Here is a 23,417-nt window from a genome sequence, read left to right as displayed (position 1 = left end):
TCTGGGGGGTGGCTCCTCGTTAATCCAGGGGTACCCATGGCCTCCGACTCCGACGACTCGCTTCCTCCCCAGGGCCGCTTCACCCGGCTGCGCAAGTTGGCGGGCCTCTCCATGCAGGTGGGCACCGACGTGCTCATGAGCAGCGCGAAGCGCCTGGCTGGCGGCACGCCGGATTTGCTCAGCAAGAGCTCCGCGGAGAAGCTCGTCGCCACCCTGGGAGAGCTGAAGGGCGCGGCCATGAAGCTGGGCCAGGCCATCTCCATGGACCCGGACCTGCTCACCCCGGAGGTGCGGCAGGTGCTGGCGCGGCTGCAGAACCAGGCGCCCGCCATGTCCTACGACATGGTGACGCGCGTGGTGCGCCAGGAGCTGGGCGCGGCCCCCGAGGACGCCTTCCGCGAGTTCAGCCGGGAGCCCCTGGCCGCCGCGTCGCTGGGACAGGTGCACCGCGCGGTGCTGGAGGACGGCCGCGTCGTCGCCGTGAAGGTGCAGTACCCGGGCATCGCCGAGTCGCTCACGCACGACATGGAGAACCTGGGCCTCGTCGTGAAGACGGTCTCCAAGGCGTCGCGGTTGATGGACGGCTCGGCCTACTTCAACGAGTTCCGCGACGAGCTGCTGCTGGAGCTGGACTACCGCCGAGAGGCGTCGCTGGCGGAGGGCTTCGCGCGCGGCGTGGCGGAGCTGAAGGACCTGTATGTCCCCCAGGTCATCGCCAGCCACAGCGCCGAGCGCGTGCTGACGCTGGAGTTGTTGGAGGGGCCCACCCTCAAGGACTGGGTGACGACGGTCGACTCCAACGACGAGCGCTTCCGCGTGTCGCGGCAGCTCATCCGCGCGACGTACGGGCCCTTCTTCGGCTCGGGCGAAATCCACGCGGACCCGCACCCGGGCAACTTCATGGTGATGCCGGACGGGCGGCTGGGGCTGTTGGACTTCGGCTCCATCAAGCGCTTCAGCCCGCGCTTCGTGGACGCCAACCGGCGCATGTTCCTGCAGTCCATGCGGCTGGAGCCCATGGACATCCTGCGGCTGAGCCAGGAGGTGGGCTTCACCGTGGAGCTGCCGGGCGAGGAGGCCGCGGACCTCATCCGCGAGGTGCTCCACATCGCCGGCAGGCCCATGCGGCTGACGCCGTACGACTACATGTCCTGCGAAATCACCCGCGACATGCGCAACCACTTCACCCGCAACGCGGCGCGCTTCCTCAAAATCAAGCCGCCGCCGGAAGCGGTGATGTTCTTCCGCTCCACGGGAGGGCTGGCGCAGAACCTGCGGCTCATCGGCGCGCGGGGTGACTTCCGCGGCGTCTTCCTGGAGATGGCGGAGCTGTTGAGCTGAGCCGCGCCCGAGGCTACGGGGCCGGCGCGGCCACGACGGCGCGGCCCTTGGCGTAGATGGCGTGGAGCTTCTTCGCCAGCTCCTCGCCCTGGGTGCTCTTGGTGATGTAGCCGTCCGCGCCCGAGGCCAGCGCCAGCGCGCGCAGCTTGGACTCGTCCGAGGCGGAGAAGAGCACGAAGCGCGTCCCCGCCGGCGCCTGTCCCCTCGCCAGCGTCAGCACCTTGTCGCCGGTGAGCGCGGGGATGTTCACGTCCAGCAGCACCAGGTCCGGCAGCGTCGTGCGCACCAGGTTGGACACGCCCAGTGACGAGCGGTGCGTCCGAACATCGAAACCAAACGCGGACAACGAGCGCTCCGCCAGGGTGAGTTGCTCCTGGTCATCATCCACCACCAGCACGCGGATCTTCATCTCCGACATGACGCCTCCCCCTTGAGAGCGCGGATTGGGTGCCGCCGCCCACCGGATATCGCCACCAGGCCGGGTGGCCTACGGATTATCACCTAGGCTCGCGTCCCTGTCGCCACCCTCCTGTCCTCCGGGGGCCCGACTTTCTCGTGCTGGCGGCAGGACGTGCCGGGGTGTCCGGGTGTGTCTCCACCCGCCCCGCTGCCTCATGGACCCGGGCCGTCTTCAGCCGGAGCGGTAGGTGGCGGGGCGCTCCCGGGAGGCCGCCTTCCTCTGGAGGGCGGGCAGGGTGATGGTGAACACGGCACCCCCCTCCGGGCGGTTGGCGGCGGTGAGGGTGCCCTGAGCGCGCGTCACCACGTCATGGGCCATGGACAGGCCCAGGCCCGTGCCGTGCTGGCCCTTGGTGGTGAAGAAGGGCTGGAAGATGGAAAGCAGGTGCTCCTCGGGGATGCCGGTGCCCTCGTCCTCCACGGTGATGATGGAGTGCCCCAGCGCCAGGCGTCCGCGCACGCGCAGGGTGCCGCCCTGGGGCATGGCGTCGCGCGCGTTGCGCAGCAGGTTGAGGAAGACGCAGCGCAGGTCCGCCGCGGAGCTCTCCACCAGCGGCAGCCGGGGCACGTCCACGTCCAACAGCAAGGTCAGCCCCTGCTTCGCGGCCCGGGACTCCAGCTCGTCGCGGGCAATCTCCACCGAGTCGCGCACCACGTCCGCCAACTGCACGGGCTCCACCGGGGACTCCGGCCGCTGGCGCGCGAAGTCACGCAGGCGCGACAGGCGGGTGGTGGCGTCGGCGACGATGCGCAAGAGCGTGTCCACGTGCGCGGGCGGCGCCGCCGCGGGGGCCGCCTGCTTGAGGTCGCTCATTTGGAGCATCTCCAGCCGGAGCTTCATCGCCACCAGCAGACTGCTCAGGTCATGTGCGATGCCGGAGGCCTGCTCGCTGAGCATGCGCAGGTGCTCGCGCTCGGCCAGCGCGCGGCGCTCGCGTGCCAGCGCCTCCTCCAAGTGAACCTGCTCGGTGACGTCCCGGGCGAGCACCAGCACCACGGGCGCCTCCCGGCTCACCCGACATACCCGCACCTCCATCTGCTGGTGACCTCCCGCGTAGCTGTAGCGCGCGGTGCGGGCCGTCTGTTCCACCCCGAGCGCGCGGGCCTCCGCGGCCACGACGCTGCGCAGGGTGAGCAGTGCGGGCCCTTCCTCCTGCCCGCTGTCCGTCACATGGCGCCAGGGACCTCGCGCCAGTGTCAGGGATTGCCATCGCAGGTTGACCCACAGCACCACGTCCTCTCGGAGCACCGCGAGCGCTCCCGCGACACCTTCCAGGGCCCAGGAGTGTCTGGCGGGCGCCTGGGGCTCGTGCGCGAAGTCAGGGCCGTGTGTCTTCCTCACCTTTTCAGCGATGGCCGAGAGTTCATTCTCAGGCAAAGACGCGGGTGACATGATTTGAGCTGTAACCCAGGCCGTGGACAGCGGCAAGAGCGGGGGACCCACGAGTGCGGACGTTCAGCCCGCACGGGTATGGGTTGTGTGGACTGCGTGTCCAAATCCCGCTGCGCGGAGTCTGGATGTCTGACATACGGATGAAGGTCCGCCATCGATTTCGTCTTGTGAATGGAGGGCCCCAGGAACGATGGAAACTCCTCACCTTGAACGTTCCTTGAACACTCTTTGAACATCCTCTGATGAACACGGCAACTGGTGCGGTGCTCGGCGCGCTGAATCGCGAGAGCACGGACTGCATCTGGAGTGGTGATGACAACAGACATTTCCAACGAGCGAATCCGAGTGGCCCTCCTGGAAGACCAGCAGGTCTTCAGGGAGAGTCTGGTATTGGTACTGGAGAGCGCCGGGATGGACGTGGTGGCGCGCTGCGCGCAGACACCGCCTTTCCTGGCGCGGGTGCGGGAGCAGATGCCGCACGTGGCCGTGCTGGACCTCCGCCTGGAGCCGCCGGACCAGGATGGAACGACCACGGGCATGACGGCGCTGCAGTGTCTGCATGACTTCTATCCGACGGTGAAGGCGCTGGTGCTGTCGAGCCACCACGAGCCCGAAGTCGTGGAGCAGTGTCTCCAGGCGGGCGCGGCGGGGTACCTCTGGAAACACAACGTGGGTTGCGCGGAGGTGGTGGAAGCGGTGACGCGCGTGGCGCGCGGCGAGCGGCTGATGCCTACGGGATTGTCCTGGGTCCCTTCCGTCCCGGGCTTCATGCCGCAGGAGGAGGTGCCCATGGGCGGCGTGGAGTTGGGGCTCCTGACGCCGCGCGAGCGGGAGGTGCTGGGCTACGTGGCCGCGGGCGCGGACAACCTCAAAATCGCCGCGTGTCTGAGCATCACCGAGCGCACGGTGAAGGCGCACATCACCAGCATCTACAAGAAGCTGGGCTCGGAGAACCGCACGCAGCTGGCGGTGCTCGCATGCCAGCTGGGTGTTCACCGCCCGGCAGGAGTCTGAGTCCCCGGGGCCGGCACTTGCAGGCAATGGGCACGTGCGCGCGGGCGTGTCAGGGTGTGAAGACCCTGGCGCTCCTCCCCCCTCCCCCCAAGCGCACGGGTCGTCGCGAGGAAGGTCCCCAGCGGGCCAGGGCAGAGCAGGACGTGGTGTCTGCCCTGGCCCGTGCTGTCGTCTCCGGGATTGGACGACGACGTCAGGGCTTCACGGCCGTCACCAGCTCGAAGGGCCCGCCGCGCAGCACGTCGACGCGCTGGAAGCCCGCGCCCTCGAGCATCTGGACGTAGAGCTCCACCTCGCGCAGCCGGCTGACGCACGAGTCCACGCCGATGAGGAAGTACGTCCAGAAGAACTGCGCGGCCAGCCGCTCGGGTGTGCGGAACTCCTCGCAGATGACGACGCGTCCTCCGGAGGGCAGCGCCTCCCACGCGGCCTTCAGCAGCGCCTGCGCCGTCTGCGCGGACCAGTCGTGCAGCACGCGGACGAACGTCATCACGTCGTAGCCGGAGGGCAGGGGCTCCGTGAGGAAGTCTCCGCCCACGAAGCCCAGCTGGGACGCGGTCAGGCCGAAGCGCTCGCGCGTGCGCTCCACCAGCGCCTGGGTGGCCGGCAGGTTGTAGACGTCCACGCGCGCGGCGGGGTGCTCGCGCGTCATCAACGCCGCGAGGCTGCCGTCACCGCCGCCCACGTCGAGCACGCGCACGCCGTCCTTCCACAGCCTCGGCGCGTGCAGGCGCAGCGACTCCAGGATGGGAGGCAGCCCCGCGGCCATGCTCGTCTCGAAGCCCTCCAACTGCTCCGGCGTGCGCAGGGGCCAGTCGAAGTCGTCGGGGGAGATGGAGTGCTGACCGCGCAGCACCTCGGGCAGCCGCCCGTGCAGCGTGTGCCACGCGAACTTCTCGCGGTCCTTCTCCCGACCCTGCGGCCCCACCACGGCGACGGCCGCCTCGCGCAGCCCCGGCACCGCGTGGTAGCGCGCCGACGCGAGCGCGTCCGTGTCCTGCTCGCGCGTCACCAGTCCCAGGCTCTCCAGGCAGTCCAGCAGCTTGTAGAGCCGGCCCGGCAAAAGGCCGTGCCTCGCGGAAAGCTCCGCCAGCGAGACGGGGGCGGGCCCCTCCAGCGAGTCGAGCAGACCCAGCTGGAGCGACGCCTCCACCACGTCCACCGCCTTCGCGCCGTTGTAGAGCAGGTGCAAGAGCGCGCGCGGAGAGTCCGCCACCGTGCGCGGCTTCGACGTCACGACTCGCCCCGGGGCGGAGGGAAGCCCGCGTGGTGTACCGGACACACGGCGCTGGCCGGAGGCGCGGCGTAGGCGTCCAGCGCGCCTTCCATGCAGCCCTCGCGACGAGCGCCTGGCGCATGGCCTCCCTCGCGCCGCCACCCGGACGTCAGCTCCACGCGCACGTCCCAGAGCTGACGGAACAGGGGCAGCGTCATGCGCCCCGCCAGCACCTGCGTGGGCAGGCCGTCCAGCGCCTTCACCGCGCGGTCCACGCCGATGGTGCGCCGCACCAGCTGGAAGTGCGCGTGCAACCAGCCCTGGAAGGCCTCGTCCACGTCCACCAGTTGCTCGCACAGCCGCTTCAGGTCGTCCGGTCCGCCCTGGTACACCGCCAGCAACGTCCGGGCGCGTCGCGCGAGGAGCCGCTCCAGCGCCTGCTCCAGCCCCTCCGCCGCCTTGCGCAGCATGTTGTAGCCGGGAGACTCCTGCCCGCTGCCATTGCCCAGGCTGCGACGGATGACCTGATAGGTATCCGGCGTCATCGTCTCCAGCACGGCCAGCTCCGACTTCAGGCCCTGGACGATGCGCGACACCCGCTCCAACCTCGCGGACGCCGCCCACAACGCGTCGCGGTCCAGCTCCGCCACCACCTCCACCACCTCGCGCGAAGCCAGCTTCAGCCACAGCTCCTGCGCCTGGTGCACCACCTGGAACATCAGCTCGTCATGCGAGACGCGCTGCTCCTCCGGCGCCTGCAACGCCAGGAGCTGCGGTGTCTTGAGGTACACCTCGTAGTCCAGCTCTCCGCGGCCGACCCACTTCTTCAGCATCGGGTTGAAGAGAGGCTCATCCAGTTCCTGCCGCAACTTTTCCGCATAACTGTAACCATGTGGCGTGTGCATGGTGCCCTCCGAAGGGAGAGGTGGGCATTCAGAGGTGGGAGCGCGAAGGAGACGTGCCCGACTTGGGACAGCGGACGTGGCTCGCTACGACGGTGGGTACGGCGGGTGCCCGTGCCCCGGGCCGTTGGGTGGCCCGGAGCACGGAAGGACAACGGCTCAGGTGGCCGGTGGCGGACGCGGCTTGAGGCGGAAGGTGCGCAGCCGGTTGGCCAGCTCCTCGCCCTGGACGCTCTTGGAGATGTAGCCGTCCGCGCCGGAGGCCAGCGCGAGCGAGCGCAGCTTCGACTCGTCCGAGGCCGAGTAGAGGATGAACTTCGTCTTCGCGGACGCGTACTGGCGCGCGAGGTTGACGACCTTGTCGCCCTTGAGGGCGGGGAAGTTGACGTCGATGAGGACGAAGTCTGGTTCGGAGGCGCTCACCAGATTCGACACGCCCAGCGCCGAGGTGTGGGTCAGCACCTCGAACCCATAGGAGCTCAGCGAGCGCTGGACGAGGTCGAGCAGGTCCGGGTCATCGTCCACCACCAGGACGCGTGCTTTTTCTTCAGCCATGGCTTCTCCCTAGATGCTTGCGGATCATCTCGAGCAACTGGTCACGATCAAGGGGCTTGGTGAGGTACGCGGTGCAGCCCGCCGCGTGTGCCTTGTCCTGATATTCCCGCCCCGCGTGAGCCGTCACCGCGATGACCGGCACGTTGGCCACGGAGGGTACCGCACGCAAGCGACGTGTTGCCTCCCAACCATCCAGTCGTGGCAGGGAGAGGTCCATCAGGATGAGGTCCGGATTGTCGCGCGTCGCGCGCTCCAGTCCATGCTCTCCGTCCTCCGCCTCGATGACCTCGAACAGTCCGCCCAGGTAGCGGCGGACGATGTCGCGATTCTGGGCACTGTCTTCTACATACAGGATGCGAGGCAGCCTGCCGGCGCTGGCGGCACGCTGGGACAACAGCAGGCCCTTGGCCTGGGCGATGACGTCCTCCAGCGCATGGCCGCCCTTCTTCACGAAGCCCGCGAAGCCGTCGCGCAAGAGCGACTCCTCCTCGTGGGTGAGCGACTTTCCGGTGAGCACGACGACGGGCACCTGGAGCTTCTCCGCGCGCAGCCGGCGCAGCACCTCGAAGCCATCCAGGTTGGGCATCATCAAATCCAGCACGACGAGCGACGGCGGTGAGACGCGCGCCTTGAGCAGCGCGTCCTCGCCGTTGCGAGCCTCGGCGGTGGAGAAGCCGGCGCGGCGCAGGTTGCGGCTGACCAGCTCACGCGTGGCGGAGTCGTCGTCCACCACCAGCACCTCGCCCACGCCAGCGGACGTCCCCGACGGCTGGCCCAGGCAGCGCTGCACCACTTCGACCAGGCGCTCGGGCTCCACCGGCTTGACCAGGTACTCGCACGCGCCCAGCGAGAAGCCTCGGGCGCGCTGCTCCTCCACGGAGATGAGGATGACGGGGATGCTGGCCAGCGCCTGGTCACCCTTGAGCTGGCTGAGCACGGACCAGCCGTCCAGCTTGGGCAGGTGGATGTCCAGCAGGATGGCCTGGGGCTTGAGCTCCCGGGCGCGCTTGAGCGCGGCGATGCCGTCCTCGGCCACCACGACCTTGAAGCCCGCGGGCTCCAACTGGCCGGTGACGAGCTGCTGGATGAGCGGATCATCATCCACCACCAGCACGGTGCTGCCGGGCTGCGCCAGCGCGCCCACGTGCTGGGCGACCTCCGCCACGGGCACGCCGCGCTCGTGGGCCACCTGAGGCGCGCTGGTCGGCCGGTTCGCCGTGTTGGGCAGGCGCACGGTGAAGGTGGTGCCCCGGCCCAGCGTGGACACCACGTTGACGGTGCCACCGAGCACCCGCGACAGCTCGCGCACAATCGCCAGGCCCAGGCCCGTGCCGCCGACCTTGCGGGTGGTGGAGCCGTCCACCTGGCGGAACTTCTCGAAGATGAAGGGCAGCTGGTCCGCGGGGATGCCGACGCCGGTGTCCTCCACCGTCATCACGACTTCGTCGCCGGACGGCACCAGGCTCAGCGCGACCTCGCCCGTGTCGGTGAACTTGGCGGCGTTGCTCAGGAGGTTGAGCATGATCTGCCGCAGCTTCAGCGCATCGGTGCGCAGCATGCTCGCCTGGCCGTCGATGTGCGTCGTCAGGGCCACGTCCTTGCCCTTGAGGTACTCCTTCACCGTGGCCATGCACTCGTCGGCCAGCTCCTGCACGTCCACCGGCTCGGTGACGACATCCACCTTGCCCGCTTCAATCTTGGACAGGTCCAGGATGTCGTTGATGAGCGCGAGCAACGTCTTCGCGTTCGTCTTGACGACGTTCAAGTCGCGGCGGCCGTGGGCCGTCAGGCGCGAGCCCTCCTCGCGCATCAAGAGGTCGCAGTAGCCGATGATTCCGTTGAGCGGCGTGCGGATTTCGTGGCTGAAGTTGGCCAGGAACTCGCTCTTGAGGCGGGCGGCGGCCTCGGCCTCGCGGGCGCGCTCCTCCTCGTTGCGCTTGGCCACCGCCAGCTCCTGGGCCAGCCGGTCCAGGTCCTCGTTCTGCTGGCGGATGATCTCCATCTGCAGCGCGCGCTGCTGGTAGGACGCCAGCGAGCGGGCGGACACGGCGCGCGTGCGCTTGATTTCCTCCAGGCTGGCGGCGAGCTGCTTGTTGGCCGCCTCCAGCTCCGCCTTGGACGCGCGCAGCATCTCCTCGTTCTGCTTGCGCTCGGTGATGTCCTCGGTGACGCCCAGCACGTAGCGGGCCTCGCCTCCGCCATCCAGGAGCGGCAGCTTGCGCGTGGCGAAGATGCGGTCCACGCCGCCCGCGCGCGCCACCTCCTCGAAGGAGCGCATCTTCTTGGTGGCGAGGATGTCGGAGTCGATGGCGACGAACGAGTCCGCCTGCTCCTGCGGGAAGTAGTCGTGGTCCAGCTTGCCGAGCAGCCACTCCTTGGTGACGCCGAACGCGTCCGCGAAGGTCTTGTTGGCCACCACCAGCCGGCGCGTCGCCGCGTCCTTCACGAAGAGGACGAAGGGCAGGGCGTCGATGATGTTGCCCAGAATCCAGTTGGTGCGGTGCAGCTCCTCCGCGGTGGCGTCATGGCGGAGCCTGTCCCCGGCCAGGGGCAGCTCGCGGCGCAGCACGGGCGCCATCCGGTTGAAGCGGTCCTCGCTGACGTAGTCGCGAGCGCCCGCGCGGGTGCTGGCCTCCAGCGTGTCGTCGCTCCAGTCGCGCGACAGCACGACGAAGGGCAGCTCGCGCGAGTGCTGGCGCCACAGCGCCTGCGCCTCCGCGAAGCCCAGGCCCGGCACTTCCGAGCCACACACGACGAGCGACCAGGAGCGCCCCAGCGCGGCCGTCAGGGCCTCGGTGCTGGTGGCGCGCTCGGTCCGGGCGACGACACCCGCGTGGCCGAGCGCCTCTTCCACGCGCTGGCACTCGCGCTCGCTCGCCACGAGCAGGAGGGTGGCGGTGTCCGTCGGAGGGACGGAGGAGGTGAGGGAGGTGGCCATGGCTCAGTTCGCCCCGAACACCAGCGTCGTCAACGTGGTGTTGATGTGGAACCCCGAGTAGATTTCGAAGTGCACGTTCATCCCAGCGGCGGTGGGTGCGGCCTTCAGGGTCTCCGCGAGTTCGGCCACGGAGTTGGTCGCATGCGCGTACCACATGCGCCCGCCGCAGTGGAACAGCAGAGCGGCCTGGGGGTTGTGTACCCGGCGGGGCATCTCCTCGGTGAAGAAGCTCCGCGTCATTCCCGCCATGTCACCCAGCTTCATCAGCTCCAGCTCGGTGCCTTCCTCCAGCAGGTTGGCGAAGAGGATGGAGCCGTCCTCCTGGGGCCTCCACGCCGCGCGGATGAAGTACTCGCGGCCCACGCGCAGCGCCGTGGGGCGCACCGCGAAGCCCCGGGGCGTGCCGAACTCCAAGTCACGCACGTCCTCCACGCCCAGGATTTCGGCGTAGCGCTTCGCGGCGGGGTGGCCGTCGATTTCGAGCGCGCGCGTGTGGCTCTCGTCCACCTTGGTGATGGTGAGCTTCTCGCCGGTGGGCACGTACCAGTGCGAGCGCAGCGCGGCCCAGGGGGCGCTGGTGCGGAACAGGGCGACGAGCACCGCGTCGGTGGCGACCTCGCCGTCCACGTGCACCAGCGCGGACTGTTTGGCCGGGTCCCGGTTGTCGTCGCTGGCGCCGCCGCCCACGAGCACCAGCGTCTGGCTGCGCTCCAGGATGCCGAGCAGCAGCTCCTCTTTTTTGTAGCGGAAGCCGTCGTCGATGACGAGGCCGACGTAGCGGCGCGGGTCCAGGTCCTGCTGCCGCACGCCCAAATCCTCGCAGGCGCGCCTGATGGCCACCTGTCCCGCTGAAATCGCATCCACGGAGAGCTGGGTGCCCAGGCCCAGGCCGACCTCCAGGTCGCCGGAGAGCGCGGACAACACCACGCTGCCCTCGTGGATGCCGGTGTTGTCCAGTTCGCCCGCCGTCGTGGCGCCCACCAGCCGGGTGCCCGGCGGCAGCCGCGCGCGCACCGCGCGGTTCAGGGCGTACGGGTCCCTGTCCCGCGAGGCGAACATCGTCACCAGCACGGGCTTGATGGCGCCCAGCTGGCTCAACAGGTCCTCCGCGGCGGCTTCGGGCTCCTTCAACGTGGTGCGAGCCGTCTGCATCTTCACTTGTGCCATGAAGGACCTCCGGGGGGACTGGCGGCGGCTAGAGGCCGGCGCGCGGGTGCTCGGTATGACAGGCGCCGGTGCACTGCTGGAAGGACTCTCTGCCTCCCCCGACGTACATGCTCTCGATGGGGCCGAACTTCGCCACGTGGCTGTCCGGGTAGCTCGTGTGGCACGACAGGCACGCGGCCTTGCTGGTGCGCTGGATGCTCTCCTTCGTCAGGTGACAGGAGGAGCACTTCTCCAGGGGCGCGTCGAAGCGGTTGGAGCGCGAGTGGATGAAGTGCGTGCGCACGAAGATGGGGCCTTCCAGTTCGAAGCCCAGCGGCGAATGGCACCCGTTGCACGCGGCGCGGTTGTCGTTGCCGTGCAGCACCTCGGACAGCTCTCCGCCCTCGCTGTGGCAGCTGTTGCACGGGCCCGTCGTCAGCGTCGCCTCGGTGCGCTTCTTCGTGCCCACCTGGATTTCGATGGTGCGCGAGCCCGGCACGTCCTCGCCCAGGTACACGCGGCGGCCCTTCACCGTCACCAGGTACGTGCCCGGCGTGGCGTCGGCGGGAATCTTGTACTGCCACATGTCCGTGTTGGGGCGGTCCCAGAGGCCCTCGCTGGGGAAGAACGCGCCGCGGAAGACGATGTTGGCGAAGGGCAGGATGGCGAACTGGGAGAAGACGCCATCGCGCGCCTCGGTGGCGACCACCTGCTCATCGACCTCCGGGTCCAGGAACGCGTCGATGTCGATGATGGAGCGGATGGGCTGGATGTTCTGTGCGGGGCCGATGATTTGCGTCATCAGCATCCGCTCCCGGTGCTTGCGGCGGTAGTACGTCGTCGTCGCATCGAAGAAGGCCCGATAGTACTGGATGCCCGCCGCGTTTCCGCCGACGGGCGCGACCTCATTGTAGGACGGCAGACTTCCCGAGGGGTGAAGCCGTTTTCCTTCCCCGTCCCGCAGGGTGACCTGGAAGGTGATTTCGGACCCGGGCGCGTAGGTGCCGTCGTGGCGCGGCGGGGTGAGGGCGGCCACGTCGATGCCGAAGCCGTACGCATAGTCCGGGTTCTGCACCTGCTCCACGGGGATGGAGTAGGGGGCGAAGGGACGCAGGCTCCAGCGCAGGCGCAGGGAGGTGGTGCCGGAGGTCAGCTTGAGGGTGCGCTGCTTGGCGTGCTCGTAGGCGTTGCGGACCTCGACGAGCGCCTCCTCCTCGAAGCTCCTGGCGCCCGTGCAGTCGTTGGGCGCGCGGCAGTCGGTCGTCGTGTGGATGGCGCGCAGGCGGCGGATGAAGAAGTCGTCGGTGCGGTCCCGGCGCTGGTGCTCGGCGCCGATGTTGAGGAGCACGGGCAGGCCGGTGAGGCGGCCGCGCGAGTCCACCGGCTCCACGGTGAAGAAGCTGGGCACGTCCATCCACGCCGCGCCCCGGTAGAAGCGGCGGCGGGTGAAGCCCGTCGGCCCGCCCAGGAGCACCGGCTCCTCGTCCACCGCGCGCACGCCCGACCAGCCCAGCCCGGCGAAGTCGCTGGTGGTGCGCAGCGTCTTCAAGTCCTTGTGGTCCGCGAGCGCCTGGACGGTGGCGCGGATATCAATCTGGCTGATGAAGAAGGTGCCGCCGGCGCGCACGCGCACCAATTCGCCCTGGCCGTTCTTCACCTCGAGCGCCAGACCCACGGGCTCGGGGGGGCGCGGGCGGCGCGAGTCGTCCCGGCCCGACAGCGCCTGGGCCTCCGACTCCAGCGCGTCCACCGCGACAGCCTCTTGCGAGTCCAGGTCCGGTCCGCCGCAGGCCACCAGCAACCCCGTCACCGCCGCCAGCAGCAACGTCTGGCTGGTCGTGGGGTAACCGAGCGGGCGGTGCGTACACGCCTCGCGCTGGGACCAGGGTGCTCCAAGTCCACCCATGGGTGAATCTCCTCGTACGTGTGGTTTCGGACGCCGCCATTGGCGCCCCGGCCAGTGGACCCTGTAGCCCTTCGTCGGGGGGACGATGTGGGCCGGGTCTCTCCCGTTTCCGGGTTTCCCCGGTTCGAGCCTTTTTAGCCGTACGAAGAATATCTGGATTGAACAGATGCCTTCAACTTCTAGGAAAATAATCCGCTGGGCTCAAACCCAGGAAGGCGTCAAGTGTCGGAATTTTCGCAATTCACTGAAGGAGTTACAGGAGGTCAGGCGCTGACTTGTAGGGGAAGGCAGGACCTGCCCTGGAGCGTCCTGGGAAGTTCAATGGTGAATTCCGCGCCTTCCCCGATTCGGCTCCGAAGGAGGATGGAGCCGCCGTGGGCTTCGACGAGCTGGTGGGCGATGTAGAGGCCCAGGCCGGTGCCGGGGTGGTGATGTCCTTCGCCGTGGACGCGCTCGAAGCGGCGGAAGAGGCGCTGCTGGTCGCCGGGGGCGATGCCGAGGCCCGCGTCCTTCACCGTGACTCGCACATGGGTGGCGTCGCCGTGGACGCTCAGGTCGATGGGCTGGCCGTGGCCGAACTTGAGGGCGTTGCTCAGGAGGTTCGTCACCACGCGGTCCAGGCGCAGCCGGTCCCACTGCCCGGAGGTGTCGTCCTCATGGATGCGCACGGTGAGGGCGCAGCCGGCGGCGGTGGCCTGCTCGGCGTGGCGTTCGGCCACTTCGCGCACCAGGGCGGCCAGGTCCATGTCCTCGCGGTCCAGCGTCATGTGGCCGGCGGACAGGCGCGACAAGTCGAGCAGGTTGTGCAGCAGCCGGCCCATGCGGCGCGCCTCGCTCTCCGCGCCGAGGAGGCCGTCCCGCATGCGGGGCTCGTGCGCGGTGACATCCAGCAGGCGCAGCCGGCGCAGCCTCAGCTGGAGCGAGCTGAGGGGGTTGCCCAGGTCATGCGCGGCCACGCCGATGAGCTCCAGCGCGCCCTGGGTCTCCGCGAGCAGGCGCGCGTTGTCCAGGGCGAGCGCGGCCCGGGCGGCCAGCTCCTCCATGAAGGCCCGGTCCACCTGGCCGTAGCGGCGAGCGCCGGTGGACAAGAGGCACAGCGCGCCCAGCACGCGCGGGCCCACCGCCAACGGCACGGTGAGGGAGGACGTCACGCCCAGCACGCGCAAGAGCTCCCCGTGCGCGGTGCTCTCCAGCGCCTGCGGCAGTCGCTCCGCGTCCACCTCTGGCAGCAGCTCCACGCGGCCCGTGCACACCACATGGTGGGGGCCCACCTCGTCGCCGTGCGGGCTGCGCAGGAGCGGCTCCCACATGCGGCTGGCCGCCTGCGCGTCCGCGCACGCCACGGCCTGGGGACGCACCTGGCCGTCCGCGGAGGGCAGGAAGAGGATGCACGCGTCGGCGACCTCGGGCACGCACAGGCGCGTGAGGGCCTCGCCCACTTCACGGGCGCCAGAGAGGGGCTGGAGGACGCGGCCCGCCTCGGCGAAGAGGGCCTGGGCGCGCTCCATGCGCCGGCGCTCGGTGATGTCGCGCGTCACCTCGGCGAAGCCCCGCAGGTGGCCGCGCGAGTCCCAGAGCGCGGTGAGCAGCGTCTCCGCCCAGAAGCGCGAGCCGTCGCGGCGCACGCGCCAGCCCTCGGACAACAGGCGCCCCTCGCGCGCGGCGCGCTCCAGGTGGGCCTGATGCACGCCCGCGGCGACCGCGTCCTCGGGGTGCAGGGGCTCCAGCGTGCCGCCGGTGACGTCCATCTCCGCCCAGCCGGTGAGGCGCTCGGCGCCGGCGTTCCACGCGGTGACGCGGCCGTTGGGGTCCAGGAAGCACAGCGCGTAGTCGGTCACCGCCTCCATCAACAGCCGCAAGCGCTGCTCGCTGTGCTCGTGCCGGGCGTGCAGCGGCGCGAGCGCGTGGTGCAGCACGAAGCCCAGCGCGCCCACGCCGGCAAGGCCCACGCAGCCGGCCAGCAGCGCCTGTCGCAGCGCGACGTGCGTGGTCTCCGTATGTGTGAGCAGTCCGTGCACCGCGGACAGGAGTGTCACGAGGAGCAGCAGACCGGCGAGCATGCAGGCGGACACACCCGCCCCGACTCGCTGAGCGAACGTCCAACGTCGCATCATGTGGCACTCCCCCCCATCCCTAGCGGGAACCCGCATCAGGAAGGCGACGTCCAGCATCCCTGATGTGAGGGAGCGGGAACATTGCCCGGTTGGACAAAGTCTGAGTCGCCCCAGGGCGCTTCGTGACTCTCCCAGGGTGGAAGTTGGACCACGCGGGGACCCCTGTTTCGGGGTCGGCGCGCGTCGGACGCGACAACTGGGGGTGTTGCGTGGCGGGCGCGGGGGCCCATCAGGAATGGCCATCGCCAGGGCAGGGGGTTATGAGGCGGACCCCCTCTTTGCTCGGGTCGTCCCGCACCGCCTATGTCCCTCGTCGAAGGTCTGAAGGTCCGCTACCTCCCGCAGCCCGAATGGGGTGTGGGACACCTGCTGTCGCTCCAGGAAGAAGGCGCCAAGGCGCTCGTCGTCTTCCCCGCTCGGGAGGACGCCCCGGTGCTGGTGTCCACCAAGGGCGGCGCCCTGGTGTCGTATCCGCTGCCACCGGGTGAGCCGGTGCTGACGTACAAGGGGCGGCTGGCCCTCGTCGTGGCCGAGGAGCCGGGCGCGCGAGGCCTGCGCCGTTACGTGTTGCGCTACGCGGACACGGGCGAGGAGGACGAGCTGCCGGAGTCGGAGGTGCGCGCGCTGCCCCCGCGCTCGGACCTCTTGTCCACGCTGCGCGAGGGCCGCGTGGGTGAGGCCCGCGCCTTCACGCTGCGCAAGCAGGCCCTGGTCCTGGACGACGAGCGCCGCTGTGACGCGCTGGGCGCGCTCCTGGCCAGCCGCATCATGGTGAAGCCGCACCAGGTGGGCGTGGTGCAGCGCGTGTTGTCCGCCCGCCGGCCGCGCTTCGTGCTCGCCGACGAGGTGGGCCTGGGCAAGACGATTGAAGCGGGCATGGTGTTCAGCGCACTGCGCCTGTCGGGCCTCGTGCGTCGGTGTCTGGTGGTGGCGCCCAGCCACCTCACCGTGCAGTGGTTGGTGGAGCTGTTCCACAAGTTCAACCAGCTCTTCACGCTGATGGACTCGGACCGCTACGCGCAGTCGCTCAAGGAGGTGCCGGATGTCTCCCCGTGGGCGCGCTTCCCGCTGGTGGTGACGAGCCTGGAGCTGCTCTCCCGCAGCGAGGAGCACCGCCAGGAGCTCGGCGCCGAAGGCGCGTTCTGGGACCTGGTCATCATCGACGAGGCGCACCACCTCAAGGGTGAGCGGGCCTTCGAGGCCGCGCGGGTGCTGGCGAAGAACTCCTGGGGCCTGTTGCTGCTCACCGCCACGCCCATGCAGCTGGACCCCGCCGAGTACCACGGGCTGCTCACGCTGATTGACGCGGCCACCGCGCCCAGCGTCGCGGGCTTCGAGGAGCGCCTGGCGCGCCAGGAGGAGCTGTCCACCGCGGTGCGCGCGCTGATGGAGGGCGGCAAGGGCAAGCCCGACGCGGCGGTGAAGGCGCTGGCGAAGCGCTTCCCCGAGGACGCGCGGCTCAAGACGCTCAAGGAGCCGGAGGCCCTGCTCCAGCACCTGGCGGAGACGTACAGCCTGAGCGACAGGCTTGTGCGTAACCGCCGTGCGGTGGTGGGTGGTTTCTCCACGCGCAGGCTGCATCGCCACCCGGTGACGCTGCCGGCGGAGGAGCTGAAGGTCCGCGACGCGGCGCTCGCCACGTTGGCGGCGGGCACGCTGCGGGGCGCGCCGCTGGGCAACGTGCTGCGCCGGCTGGAGTCGAGTCCTGCGGCCTTCGCGGGCGCGGTGCGGTCCAACCCGGTGTTGAAGGCGCAGTCAGAGGTGCTGAAGCTGCCCTCGCGCGACGCGAAGTTCGGCGCGTTCCTGGGGGTGCTGCGCGGCGTGTGGAAGGCGGAGCCCGCGGCCAAGGTGCTCGTCTTCACGGAGAGCCGGGACACGCTGGAGATGCTCCAGGCGGAGCTGGGGCGCGAGGGCGTGGAGGCGCTGGGCTACCACGGCGACCTGCCGCTCTTGGAGCGCGACAGGCAGGTGGCGCGCTTCCGGGGGCCGGAAGGTCCGAAGGTATTGCTGTGCACCGAGGTCGGCGGCGAGGGCCGCAACTTCCAGTTCGCGCACCACCTGGTCCACTACGATTTGCCCTGGAGCCCGGCCACGGTGGAGCAGCGCATCGGCCGGTTGGACCGCATCGGCCAGACGCACCCGGTGGAGATTCACGTCTTCGACTCGGCGGGCACGCTGGCGTCGGACGTGCTGACGCTGCTGGCGGACGCCGTCGGTGTCTTCGGCGAGACGGTGGGCGGCCTGGACGCGGTGCTGGAGGAGGTGGAGGACCGGCTCGCGGAGCTGGCGCTCCTGCCGCGCGAGGCGCGCGTGTCCTACGCCGCCGAGCTGAAGGCGAAGGTCGAAGCGGCGCGCGAGCAGGTGAAGCGCGCGTATGACCCGCTGCTGGACGTGCGCAGCTTCGACCGGCCCGCGGTGGAGCGGCTGGTGAAGCGCGCGCAGGAGCGGATGGGCCTGGAGCCCGACGAGGACGAGGACGGCGAGGCGCCCGGCGTGGAGGACGGCCTGTGGAGCGTCGCCCGGGACTTGGACGAGCGACTGGAGGAAACCGTCGCGGAGCTGGCGCGGCGGGTGGGCATTGGCGTGGACATCGACGAGCAGGTGGAGGCCTTCCAGGTGGCCTTCCAGTTCGGTCACGCGCTGAAGGTGGACGGGCTGCCGGGGCTGGACGTCATGGAGGACCACACGCGGCTGGGCACCTTCTGGCGCGACACGGCGGTGGAGGCGGAGGAGCTGGAGTACTTCGCCACCGGGCATCCCCTGGTGGAGGCCCTCTTCGGCTTCCTGCGCGACGGCCCCTATGGGCGCAGCGCCTTTCGTTTCATCGAGAAGCGCGGGCCGCTGAAGGCGCGTGGGGTGGAGCTGCTCTACCACGTGCAGCTCCCGGAGCCGGAGGACACCTCCCCGGGCGCGCGTGTGCCCAGCCGTCAACTGGCGCGCTTCCTGGAGCGCACCCTGCTGCACGTGGCCGTGGTGGATGGCGGCGCGGCGGGGCCCAAGGTGGAGGACTCGCTGATCCCCGCGCTGGAGGCCGATGGCAAGTCGCTCAAGGGCGACGAGGTGTCACGCGCCTTCCCGGGCTTCGACGCCTTCGTGGACGCGGCGGTGCCGGTGGGCCAGCGGGGCGCCGAGGCGGCCCTTGCGAAGCTCACCACCTCCGCGCGCGAGGCCATTGAAGCCGAGCGGGACTCCGCCCTGGAGCGCCTCCGGCTGTCCCTGGACCATCAGGGCCTGTCCGACGATGCTCTCGCTGCCCAGCTCGGCGCCGAACACTCGCACTACGAGCGGTTGCTCCAGGCCCTGAGTGGGTCCAAGGTGACTCTCGACTCCGCCTGCGGGTTCGTCATCAATCGCTGAGAATCCTCTCGGCGGGAAAGAAGTTGTGACGCGAGGTGTCAATTCGCTGATGCAGACAGTCCCACTGTGTCGTTGACAGTGGGACTGGGTACTGACTTTGGTTACCGGTCCACTTGACCGATTCCTCAATCAACAAGATTCAGGGAATTGAGTGATGTATGGTTCCCCGCGCCACGTCACCCACATCCAAGCAATCCGGACAGGCAGCGGTGGAAGCGGCTTTGACGCTCCCGCTGGTGGTGTTCCTGGTGTTGGGGACGCTGCAGCTCTTCATGATGCTGCAGGCGCGCATCCTCGCGCAGGTGGCGGTGTACCGGGCGGTGCGGGCGGGCAGCCTCAATCACGGTGACTGCCTGCCGATGATGCACGCGGCGATGGTGACGATGCTGCCGTCCATCGTCCGCACGGACAGCCCCCAGGTTCTGGCGGATGCGTTCCGGATGCGGCGGGACAACGAGTACCGGGTGATGAGCTCCTACGGGAACCTCTTCAACGGGCCCATGGTGGAGATTGTCCGCGACTCGCCGGACCCCGCGTGGGTGAACGCGCTCGCGGGCAACGAGGACCTGCTCTTCGACCAGCCCACGGACAACGACGCGGCGCTCGACAACCGCACGTTGGAGATCCGCATGGTGGCCTGGTACTACATGCGCATCCCCTTCGCGAACTGGGTGATGAGCCGGATGTTCCTGGCCCACTTCGGACTGCGAAACTACACGGCCACCAATCCGCTGATGCCGGCGCAGAAGCGCTCGGACTGGTGGAACGACGAGGCGCCGCCGCTCGGGCCGAATGACTGGCCGGGTGGCGCGCTGGACGAGCGCATGGTGACGTGGAGCAACCGGGGACACTTCGTCTTCCCCATCCAGGTCCACGCGGCGATGCGGATGATGACGCCAGTGATGGCCGACAACTTCTCGCGAGGTGCCGAATGTCCCGTTACCGGCTTCTGAAGACCTCGCGAGGGCAGGCCCTCGTGCTGTTCGCGCTGACGCTGCTCTTGCTCGCGCTGATGGTGCTGATGACGCTGGGCTTCGGCATGCGCGCCAAGGAGCGCGTCGAAATCCAGATGGCCGCGGACGCGGCGGCGTACAGCCAGGCGGTGGCGACGGCGCGCACGTTCAACGCGATTTCGGTGATGAACCGCGCGCAGGTGGCCCACATGGTGGCCATGGCCGGCACGCAGGCGCTCATCAGCCGCAGCAGCCAGGTCTACGCGGCCCACCTGGTCTGCACGCCCGTCTTCACGCCGGTGGTGTGGGAGCTGATGGACAAGGCCGCCGCCACGCAGGTGAAGATTCTCCAGGGCAGCGCGGGCAACCTCTACCGCGCGGGGCTGAACATCTACGGCCACCTGCTGCGCGAGCACATCTCCGAGCAGCGGCTCGCGCTGCGCATCGCCCGGGGTGCGAACCCGGAGCTGGAGGCCACGCCGGATGGTTCGGGCAAGAGCTTCCAGGAGCTCAACGGCGACGACGCGGTGCCCAACCACGAAGACCTGATGAACGCGGTGCGACGCGGCGGTGGCGGGTGTGGCAGTGGCGCGGTGTGCGCGGTGGGCGGCAGCACGTCGGCGCACCTCAACGCCACCATGGGCAGCCTGGGGTGGACGTGGGTGCACAACCGGCCCACGGGCGGCGCGGGGTTTGGCACGGGCGGGGCCGCGCGGTCCGCGGCCTTCCGGCGCTACAGCGCGGCGGCGGAGATGGACCCTTCGACGTACACCACCGTGTCGGGCCGCAACTCCTCGGGGCATGACCATGCGACCGCCATCCTGCCCACGCGGTGTGCCAGCAACCCGCCCCCCATTCCGGTGCCGGTGACGGATGCGTGGGTGATGTCCGACGAGCAGCAGACGCCCGAGGACCAGCACGTGTATGGCCTGCGCCTGCCGCCCGGTCAGGCGCCGGAGGCCGGCGAGCCGCTGTTCGAGCGGCACACGCTGGGCGCCTGTGTTTCCTGCCCGGGCATCTGGCCGTTCGCCATGGGCTACAACGTGGACTCGCTGCAGCGGGGCGCGGGCAACCACTATGGGCAGCCGAAGCTGTACTCGGTGCTGCACCGTGACTACGGCAGCGATGCGCGGCGGCGGAGCCCGGACCCGTGGAACCTCTTCTTCCGGTTCAAGTTCTCCGCGGAGAACACGACGGAGTTCGACAACGCCATTCCGCTGGGGCGCTCGCGTCCCACGGGGCGTGAGAGCGTGCAGCGCAACCAGGTCGCGTTGTCGGCGGGCATCGTCTACTACCACCGGCCGCGCGCGGCGGGGCAGGGGGGTGGATGGCGTGAGCCGCCGAACTTCCTCAACCCGTTCTGGCGCGCCACGTTGGTGAGTCCGGAGGGCTCCACGGATGACAGGCCCGCGGCGAGCCTGGAAGCGGCGGGCTTCGCCGAGCACGGGCGGGTGTTGAGGGAGCTGGAGCAGGCGGGGTATCGCGGCGGCAGCCGGCGGGGAGCGGGGTACTGACATGCGCTCGCGAGCGGCACGAGGACAGTCCCTCATCGAGACGTCGCTGGGGTTGATGGTGTTCATCACCATCCTCCTGTTCGGCATCTACTTCGCGGAGGTGGGGGCGCTGACGTTGAAGGTGCAGGAGGCCGCGAACTTCGCGATGTGGAACGCGACGGGCCGTGTGATGCACGACCCGGAGGACCGCGAGTGGCAGCGCCCCTCGGCGGTGACGGGGGCCCTGGCGGAGGCGAACGGCCGCTATGTGGACTACGACGGCCGCAGCCGTATGGATGGCGCGGGTGGAGTGCCGCTCCAGTTGGCGATTGCGCGCGCGCAGCCCATCCGGGTGGACTGTGAGGCGGAGCTGCCCGACGGTGTGCCCACGCTGAGGCCGGCGGATGCACAGGGGCCGCTGGCGTCCATGCGGGTGTTGTCGGAGGGGATGCGGTGCACGGCGTCCACGCAGCTTCGCGCCGAGCGCATCGGTCGCTTCATGGAGCCGAGCTTCTTCCAGGCGTCGCAGCGGCGCGCGGCGGCGACCTTCCGGGTGTGCGCGGCGGGGCGTGCGACGGGTGGCGAGTGCCGGGGACGGTTTGGCTTGTTCCTGGATGACTGGGGCCTGTCGACGGTGGATGAGGGGCGGGCCTGTCCGCTGAGCATGAACAGTGGGGCGGTCTGCGGCAATCGGGACTACTACCTCTGGGCGGAGCGTGTGTACCGGACGAATGGTGGAGGCGGTGGGGCGGGGTCGGCGCTCGCGGCGCTGGTGGGCTCGGAGTCGGTGAACGAGGACCAGTTCTTCATGAGCTTCCGGGGCGAGGAGGACCGCTATCAGGAGAACATCGGTGGGACGCACGCGGGTGGCCAGTCGGTCTGGGAGACGACGCCCTTCAGTGCGCCGAACCTGAATCGCCCGTACAACGTGGCCCGGCAGAACCGGTGGCTGGGCGGAGTGCGGGTGCGGTGAGGTCCGTGTTCGCCGCGCTGGTGCTGCTGAGCGTGGCCGCCGTGCATGCCGCGCCCGTGAACTCCAAGCCGGAGGAGGGCGCGAGCACCGCGTCCGCGAGTCCGAAGGTTGAAGCTGGTGCGAAGGCCGCGAAGGCTGGCTCCTCGCCCGCGCGCCCGACGGTGGAAACAGGTGGGAGCGCGGCGAAGTCGAGCGCTGTGTCCGCGAGTCCGAAGCTTGAGGCGGGTGCGAGTGCCGCGAAGTCGAGCGCTGCTTCTCCGAGTCCCAAGGTAGAAGCCGGTGCGAGCGGAGCGAAGTCGAGCACACCTACTTCGAGTCCAAGAGTGGAGGCAGGTGCGAGCGCGGAGAAGTTGCGCGCCTCGTCCGCGGTTCCGAAGGTTGAAGCCAGTGCGAATGCCGCGAAGTCGAGCGCTGCTTCTCCGAGTCCCAAAGTAGAAGCAGGCGCGAGCACAGCGACGAAGCCCGGTTCCGTGCCCACGAGCCCCAAGTCTGGAGCCGGCCCGAGCAGCGCACCCACGGGCGCGCCATCGCCGGACAGCGCGCCCCGCTTCGCCTGGCCGTCGATGCGCGTCCTGGAACAGGTGGACGCGAGTGAAGTGGTGGAAGCGGGCGGCGTGCCGGTGGTGCTTCGCGCGGTGGTGGTGAAGGAGCGCGCGGAAGACCTCATCCAGCGCTTCGCGGATGCCTTCCGTGCCGGCGGCCTCCATGTCCCTCCAGGCGCCGAGCAACCCCAGCTCGCGAGCGGCGCGGCCATGCTCACCGCCATCGACATGTACCGGGGCATCACCTTCACCGTCATCCTCCAGCCACAGGATGTCGGCGTCACGCTCGTCTACCTGGGCGAGGCCAACCACACCCTGCGCCGTGAACCAGGCACCGAGGGCGATGTCGCGTCACTGCCCCCAGGGGCCCGACAGGTCTTGCGTGTGAATGACGAGGGCTCGAGGACGCTGTCCTTCCTCGTGCCCATGTCCGCGGGCGAAGTGGATGCCTTCTACGCCCAGGCGCTGCGCCGCGACGGTTGGCGCCGCGAGGACGGCGACATGACGGTGTACACGCGCTCGGGCGAAGAGCTGCGCATCGTGCACGAGCCCGCGGAGGGCGGTCTGCGCTCCGTCGTGCTCGTCCATCGGGGCCGCTCCCCCGCGCGGTAGACGGCCCACCCCGAGCCCTCAGTGCCCCGCGTGCGCGTGAAGCGCCACCGCGTTCCCCTCGGTGTCCTGGAACACCGCGAACGACCCCAGGGCCCCGATGGACGTCTTCTCCACCAGCACCTTGCCTCCCGCCTGGGCGACACGGCGGATGGCGCCATCCAAATCGGAGCCCGCGTCCAGGAACACCCGGCTCCCCTCCAGCGAGGGACGCATGTGCGGCGAGTGGATGAGCGCTCCCGTCACATCCCCCTCCTGCTTCCGGGTGAAGACGGCGATGCGCGTGCCGTGGAAGTCCTCCACCTTCAGCGTGGTGGACAGGACGGACTCGTAGAAGCGCGTGGCGCGCGCCAGGTCGACGACGGGAATCTCGAACCAGTTCAGTCGGTGGGCCATGACAGGTCTCCAGCTCGGCGGAAGTGCCGATGGGAGTCACCATGACCTCTGTTCCTGTCAGCCTTGTGTCAGGTTTGTTGCTCGCGACGGCGCGGCGTCCAACGCCCGCT

Annotated in this window: 17 protein-coding genes; 7 read left to right on the top strand and 10 right to left on the bottom strand. The window is 69.6% G+C overall.

The features are described 5' to 3' along the window. Nucleotides 1-36 precede the first annotated feature (36 nt). The gene (locus tag HUA78_RS11745) at nucleotides 37-1,341 is read left to right on the top strand and encodes an AarF/ABC1/UbiB kinase family protein (RefSeq protein ID WP_174457426.1); all 1,305 of its coding nucleotides are present in this window, start codon (nucleotides 37-39) and stop codon (nucleotides 1,339-1,341) included. 13 nt (nucleotides 1,342-1,354) lie between these two features. On the opposite strand, the gene HUA78_RS11740 is transcribed toward HUA78_RS11745, so the two are convergent. Then, nucleotides 1,355-1,759 carry a response regulator gene (locus tag HUA78_RS11740; RefSeq protein WP_141641810.1) on the bottom strand — a complete coding sequence of 135 codons (405 nt, stop codon included), beginning with the start codon at nucleotides 1,757-1,759 and terminating at the stop codon, nucleotides 1,355-1,357. Nucleotides 1,760-1,972: 213 nt separating this feature from the next. Continuing rightward, nucleotides 1,973-3,193, bottom strand: coding sequence for a sensor histidine kinase (locus HUA78_RS11735; protein ID WP_217442440.1), 1,221 nt, complete (start codon nucleotides 3,191-3,193; stop codon nucleotides 1,973-1,975). Between the two features lie 312 nt (nucleotides 3,194-3,505). Here HUA78_RS11735 and HUA78_RS11730 point away from each other — a divergent pair, with 312 nt between their 5' ends. Further along, nucleotides 3,506-4,207 (top strand): response regulator transcription factor, encoded by a 702-nt coding sequence (locus HUA78_RS11730; RefSeq protein WP_217442439.1) that lies wholly within the window; start codon nucleotides 3,506-3,508, stop codon nucleotides 4,205-4,207. Between the two features lie 193 nt (nucleotides 4,208-4,400). Here HUA78_RS11730 and HUA78_RS11725 read toward each other — a convergent pair whose 3' ends face one another. The 7 genes from HUA78_RS11725 to HUA78_RS11695 all read right to left on the bottom strand — a co-directional run bounded on the left by HUA78_RS11725 (nucleotide 4,401) and on the right by HUA78_RS11695 (nucleotide 14,984). Beyond that, the gene (locus tag HUA78_RS11725; RefSeq protein WP_371745555.1) at nucleotides 4,401-5,444 is read right to left on the bottom strand and encodes a methyltransferase; all 1,044 of its coding nucleotides are present in this window, start codon (nucleotides 5,442-5,444) and stop codon (nucleotides 4,401-4,403) included. Next, entirely contained in the window at nucleotides 5,441-6,328 is an 888-nt protein-coding gene (locus tag HUA78_RS11720) for a tryptophan 2,3-dioxygenase family protein (protein WP_174457424.1), read from the bottom strand. The genes HUA78_RS11725 and HUA78_RS11720 overlap by 4 nt, the downstream gene beginning before the upstream one ends. Nucleotides 6,329-6,484: 156 nt before the next feature. Continuing rightward, complete coding sequence (locus HUA78_RS11715; protein WP_141641807.1) at nucleotides 6,485-6,880, bottom strand: response regulator; 396 nt, start codon at nucleotides 6,878-6,880, stop codon at nucleotides 6,485-6,487. Next, nucleotides 6,873-9,818: a response regulator gene (locus HUA78_RS11710; protein WP_141641806.1), complete on the bottom strand. Its 2,946-nt coding sequence runs from the start codon at nucleotides 9,816-9,818 to the stop codon at nucleotides 6,873-6,875. The genes HUA78_RS11715 and HUA78_RS11710 overlap by 8 nt, the downstream gene beginning before the upstream one ends. Before the next feature lie 3 nt (nucleotides 9,819-9,821). Next, the gene (locus HUA78_RS11705; RefSeq protein ID WP_174476291.1) at nucleotides 9,822-10,985 is read right to left on the bottom strand and encodes an FIST signal transduction protein; all 1,164 of its coding nucleotides are present in this window, start codon (nucleotides 10,983-10,985) and stop codon (nucleotides 9,822-9,824) included. 28 nt (nucleotides 10,986-11,013) lie between these two features. Further along, the gene (locus HUA78_RS11700) at nucleotides 11,014-12,870 is read right to left on the bottom strand and encodes a cytochrome C (protein ID WP_174476290.1); all 1,857 of its coding nucleotides are present in this window, start codon (nucleotides 12,868-12,870) and stop codon (nucleotides 11,014-11,016) included. Between the two features lie 263 nt (nucleotides 12,871-13,133). Then, complete coding sequence (locus HUA78_RS11695) at nucleotides 13,134-14,984, bottom strand: ATP-binding protein (RefSeq protein ID WP_174459948.1); 1,851 nt, start codon at nucleotides 14,982-14,984, stop codon at nucleotides 13,134-13,136. Between the two features lie 303 nt (nucleotides 14,985-15,287). Here HUA78_RS11695 and HUA78_RS11690 point away from each other — a divergent pair, with 303 nt between their 5' ends. The 5 genes from HUA78_RS11690 to HUA78_RS11670 all read left to right on the top strand — a co-directional run bounded on the left by HUA78_RS11690 (nucleotide 15,288) and on the right by HUA78_RS11670 (nucleotide 22,914). Then, complete coding sequence (locus HUA78_RS11690; RefSeq protein WP_174476289.1) at nucleotides 15,288-18,341, top strand: helicase-related protein; 3,054 nt, start codon at nucleotides 15,288-15,290, stop codon at nucleotides 18,339-18,341. 158 nt (nucleotides 18,342-18,499) lie between these two features. Next, entirely contained in the window at nucleotides 18,500-19,294 is a 795-nt protein-coding gene (locus tag HUA78_RS11685) for a TadE family protein (protein WP_174476288.1), read from the top strand. Beyond that, a complete protein-coding gene (locus tag HUA78_RS11680; protein ID WP_174476287.1) occupies nucleotides 19,273-20,808 on the top strand; it encodes a pilus assembly protein in 1,536 nt (511 codons plus the stop codon). The genes HUA78_RS11685 and HUA78_RS11680 overlap by 22 nt, the downstream gene beginning before the upstream one ends. A gap of 1 nt (nucleotide 20,809) precedes the next feature. Next, a complete protein-coding gene (locus HUA78_RS11675; RefSeq protein ID WP_141641799.1) occupies nucleotides 20,810-21,760 on the top strand; it encodes a hypothetical protein in 951 nt (316 codons plus the stop codon). Nucleotides 21,761-22,323: 563 nt separating this feature from the next. Further along, the gene (locus HUA78_RS11670) at nucleotides 22,324-22,914 is read left to right on the top strand and encodes a hypothetical protein (RefSeq protein ID WP_174457501.1); all 591 of its coding nucleotides are present in this window, start codon (nucleotides 22,324-22,326) and stop codon (nucleotides 22,912-22,914) included. 18 nt (nucleotides 22,915-22,932) lie between these two features. Here HUA78_RS11670 and HUA78_RS11665 read toward each other — a convergent pair whose 3' ends face one another. Then, nucleotides 22,933-23,307 (bottom strand): VOC family protein, encoded by a 375-nt coding sequence (locus tag HUA78_RS11665; protein WP_174457416.1) that lies wholly within the window; start codon nucleotides 23,305-23,307, stop codon nucleotides 22,933-22,935. Nucleotides 23,308-23,417: the final 110 nt, after the last annotated feature.

The sequence above is a fragment of the Myxococcus sp. CA033 genome (genome assembly GCF_013336625.1).
In the GTDB taxonomy this organism is placed as follows: domain Bacteria; phylum Myxococcota; class Myxococcia; order Myxococcales; family Myxococcaceae; genus Myxococcus; species Myxococcus llanfairpwllgwyngyllgogerychwyrndrobwllllantysiliogogogochensis.
Note: the sequence above shows the minus strand (reverse complement) of the source record. Positions and strands in the feature narration are given on the sequence as shown.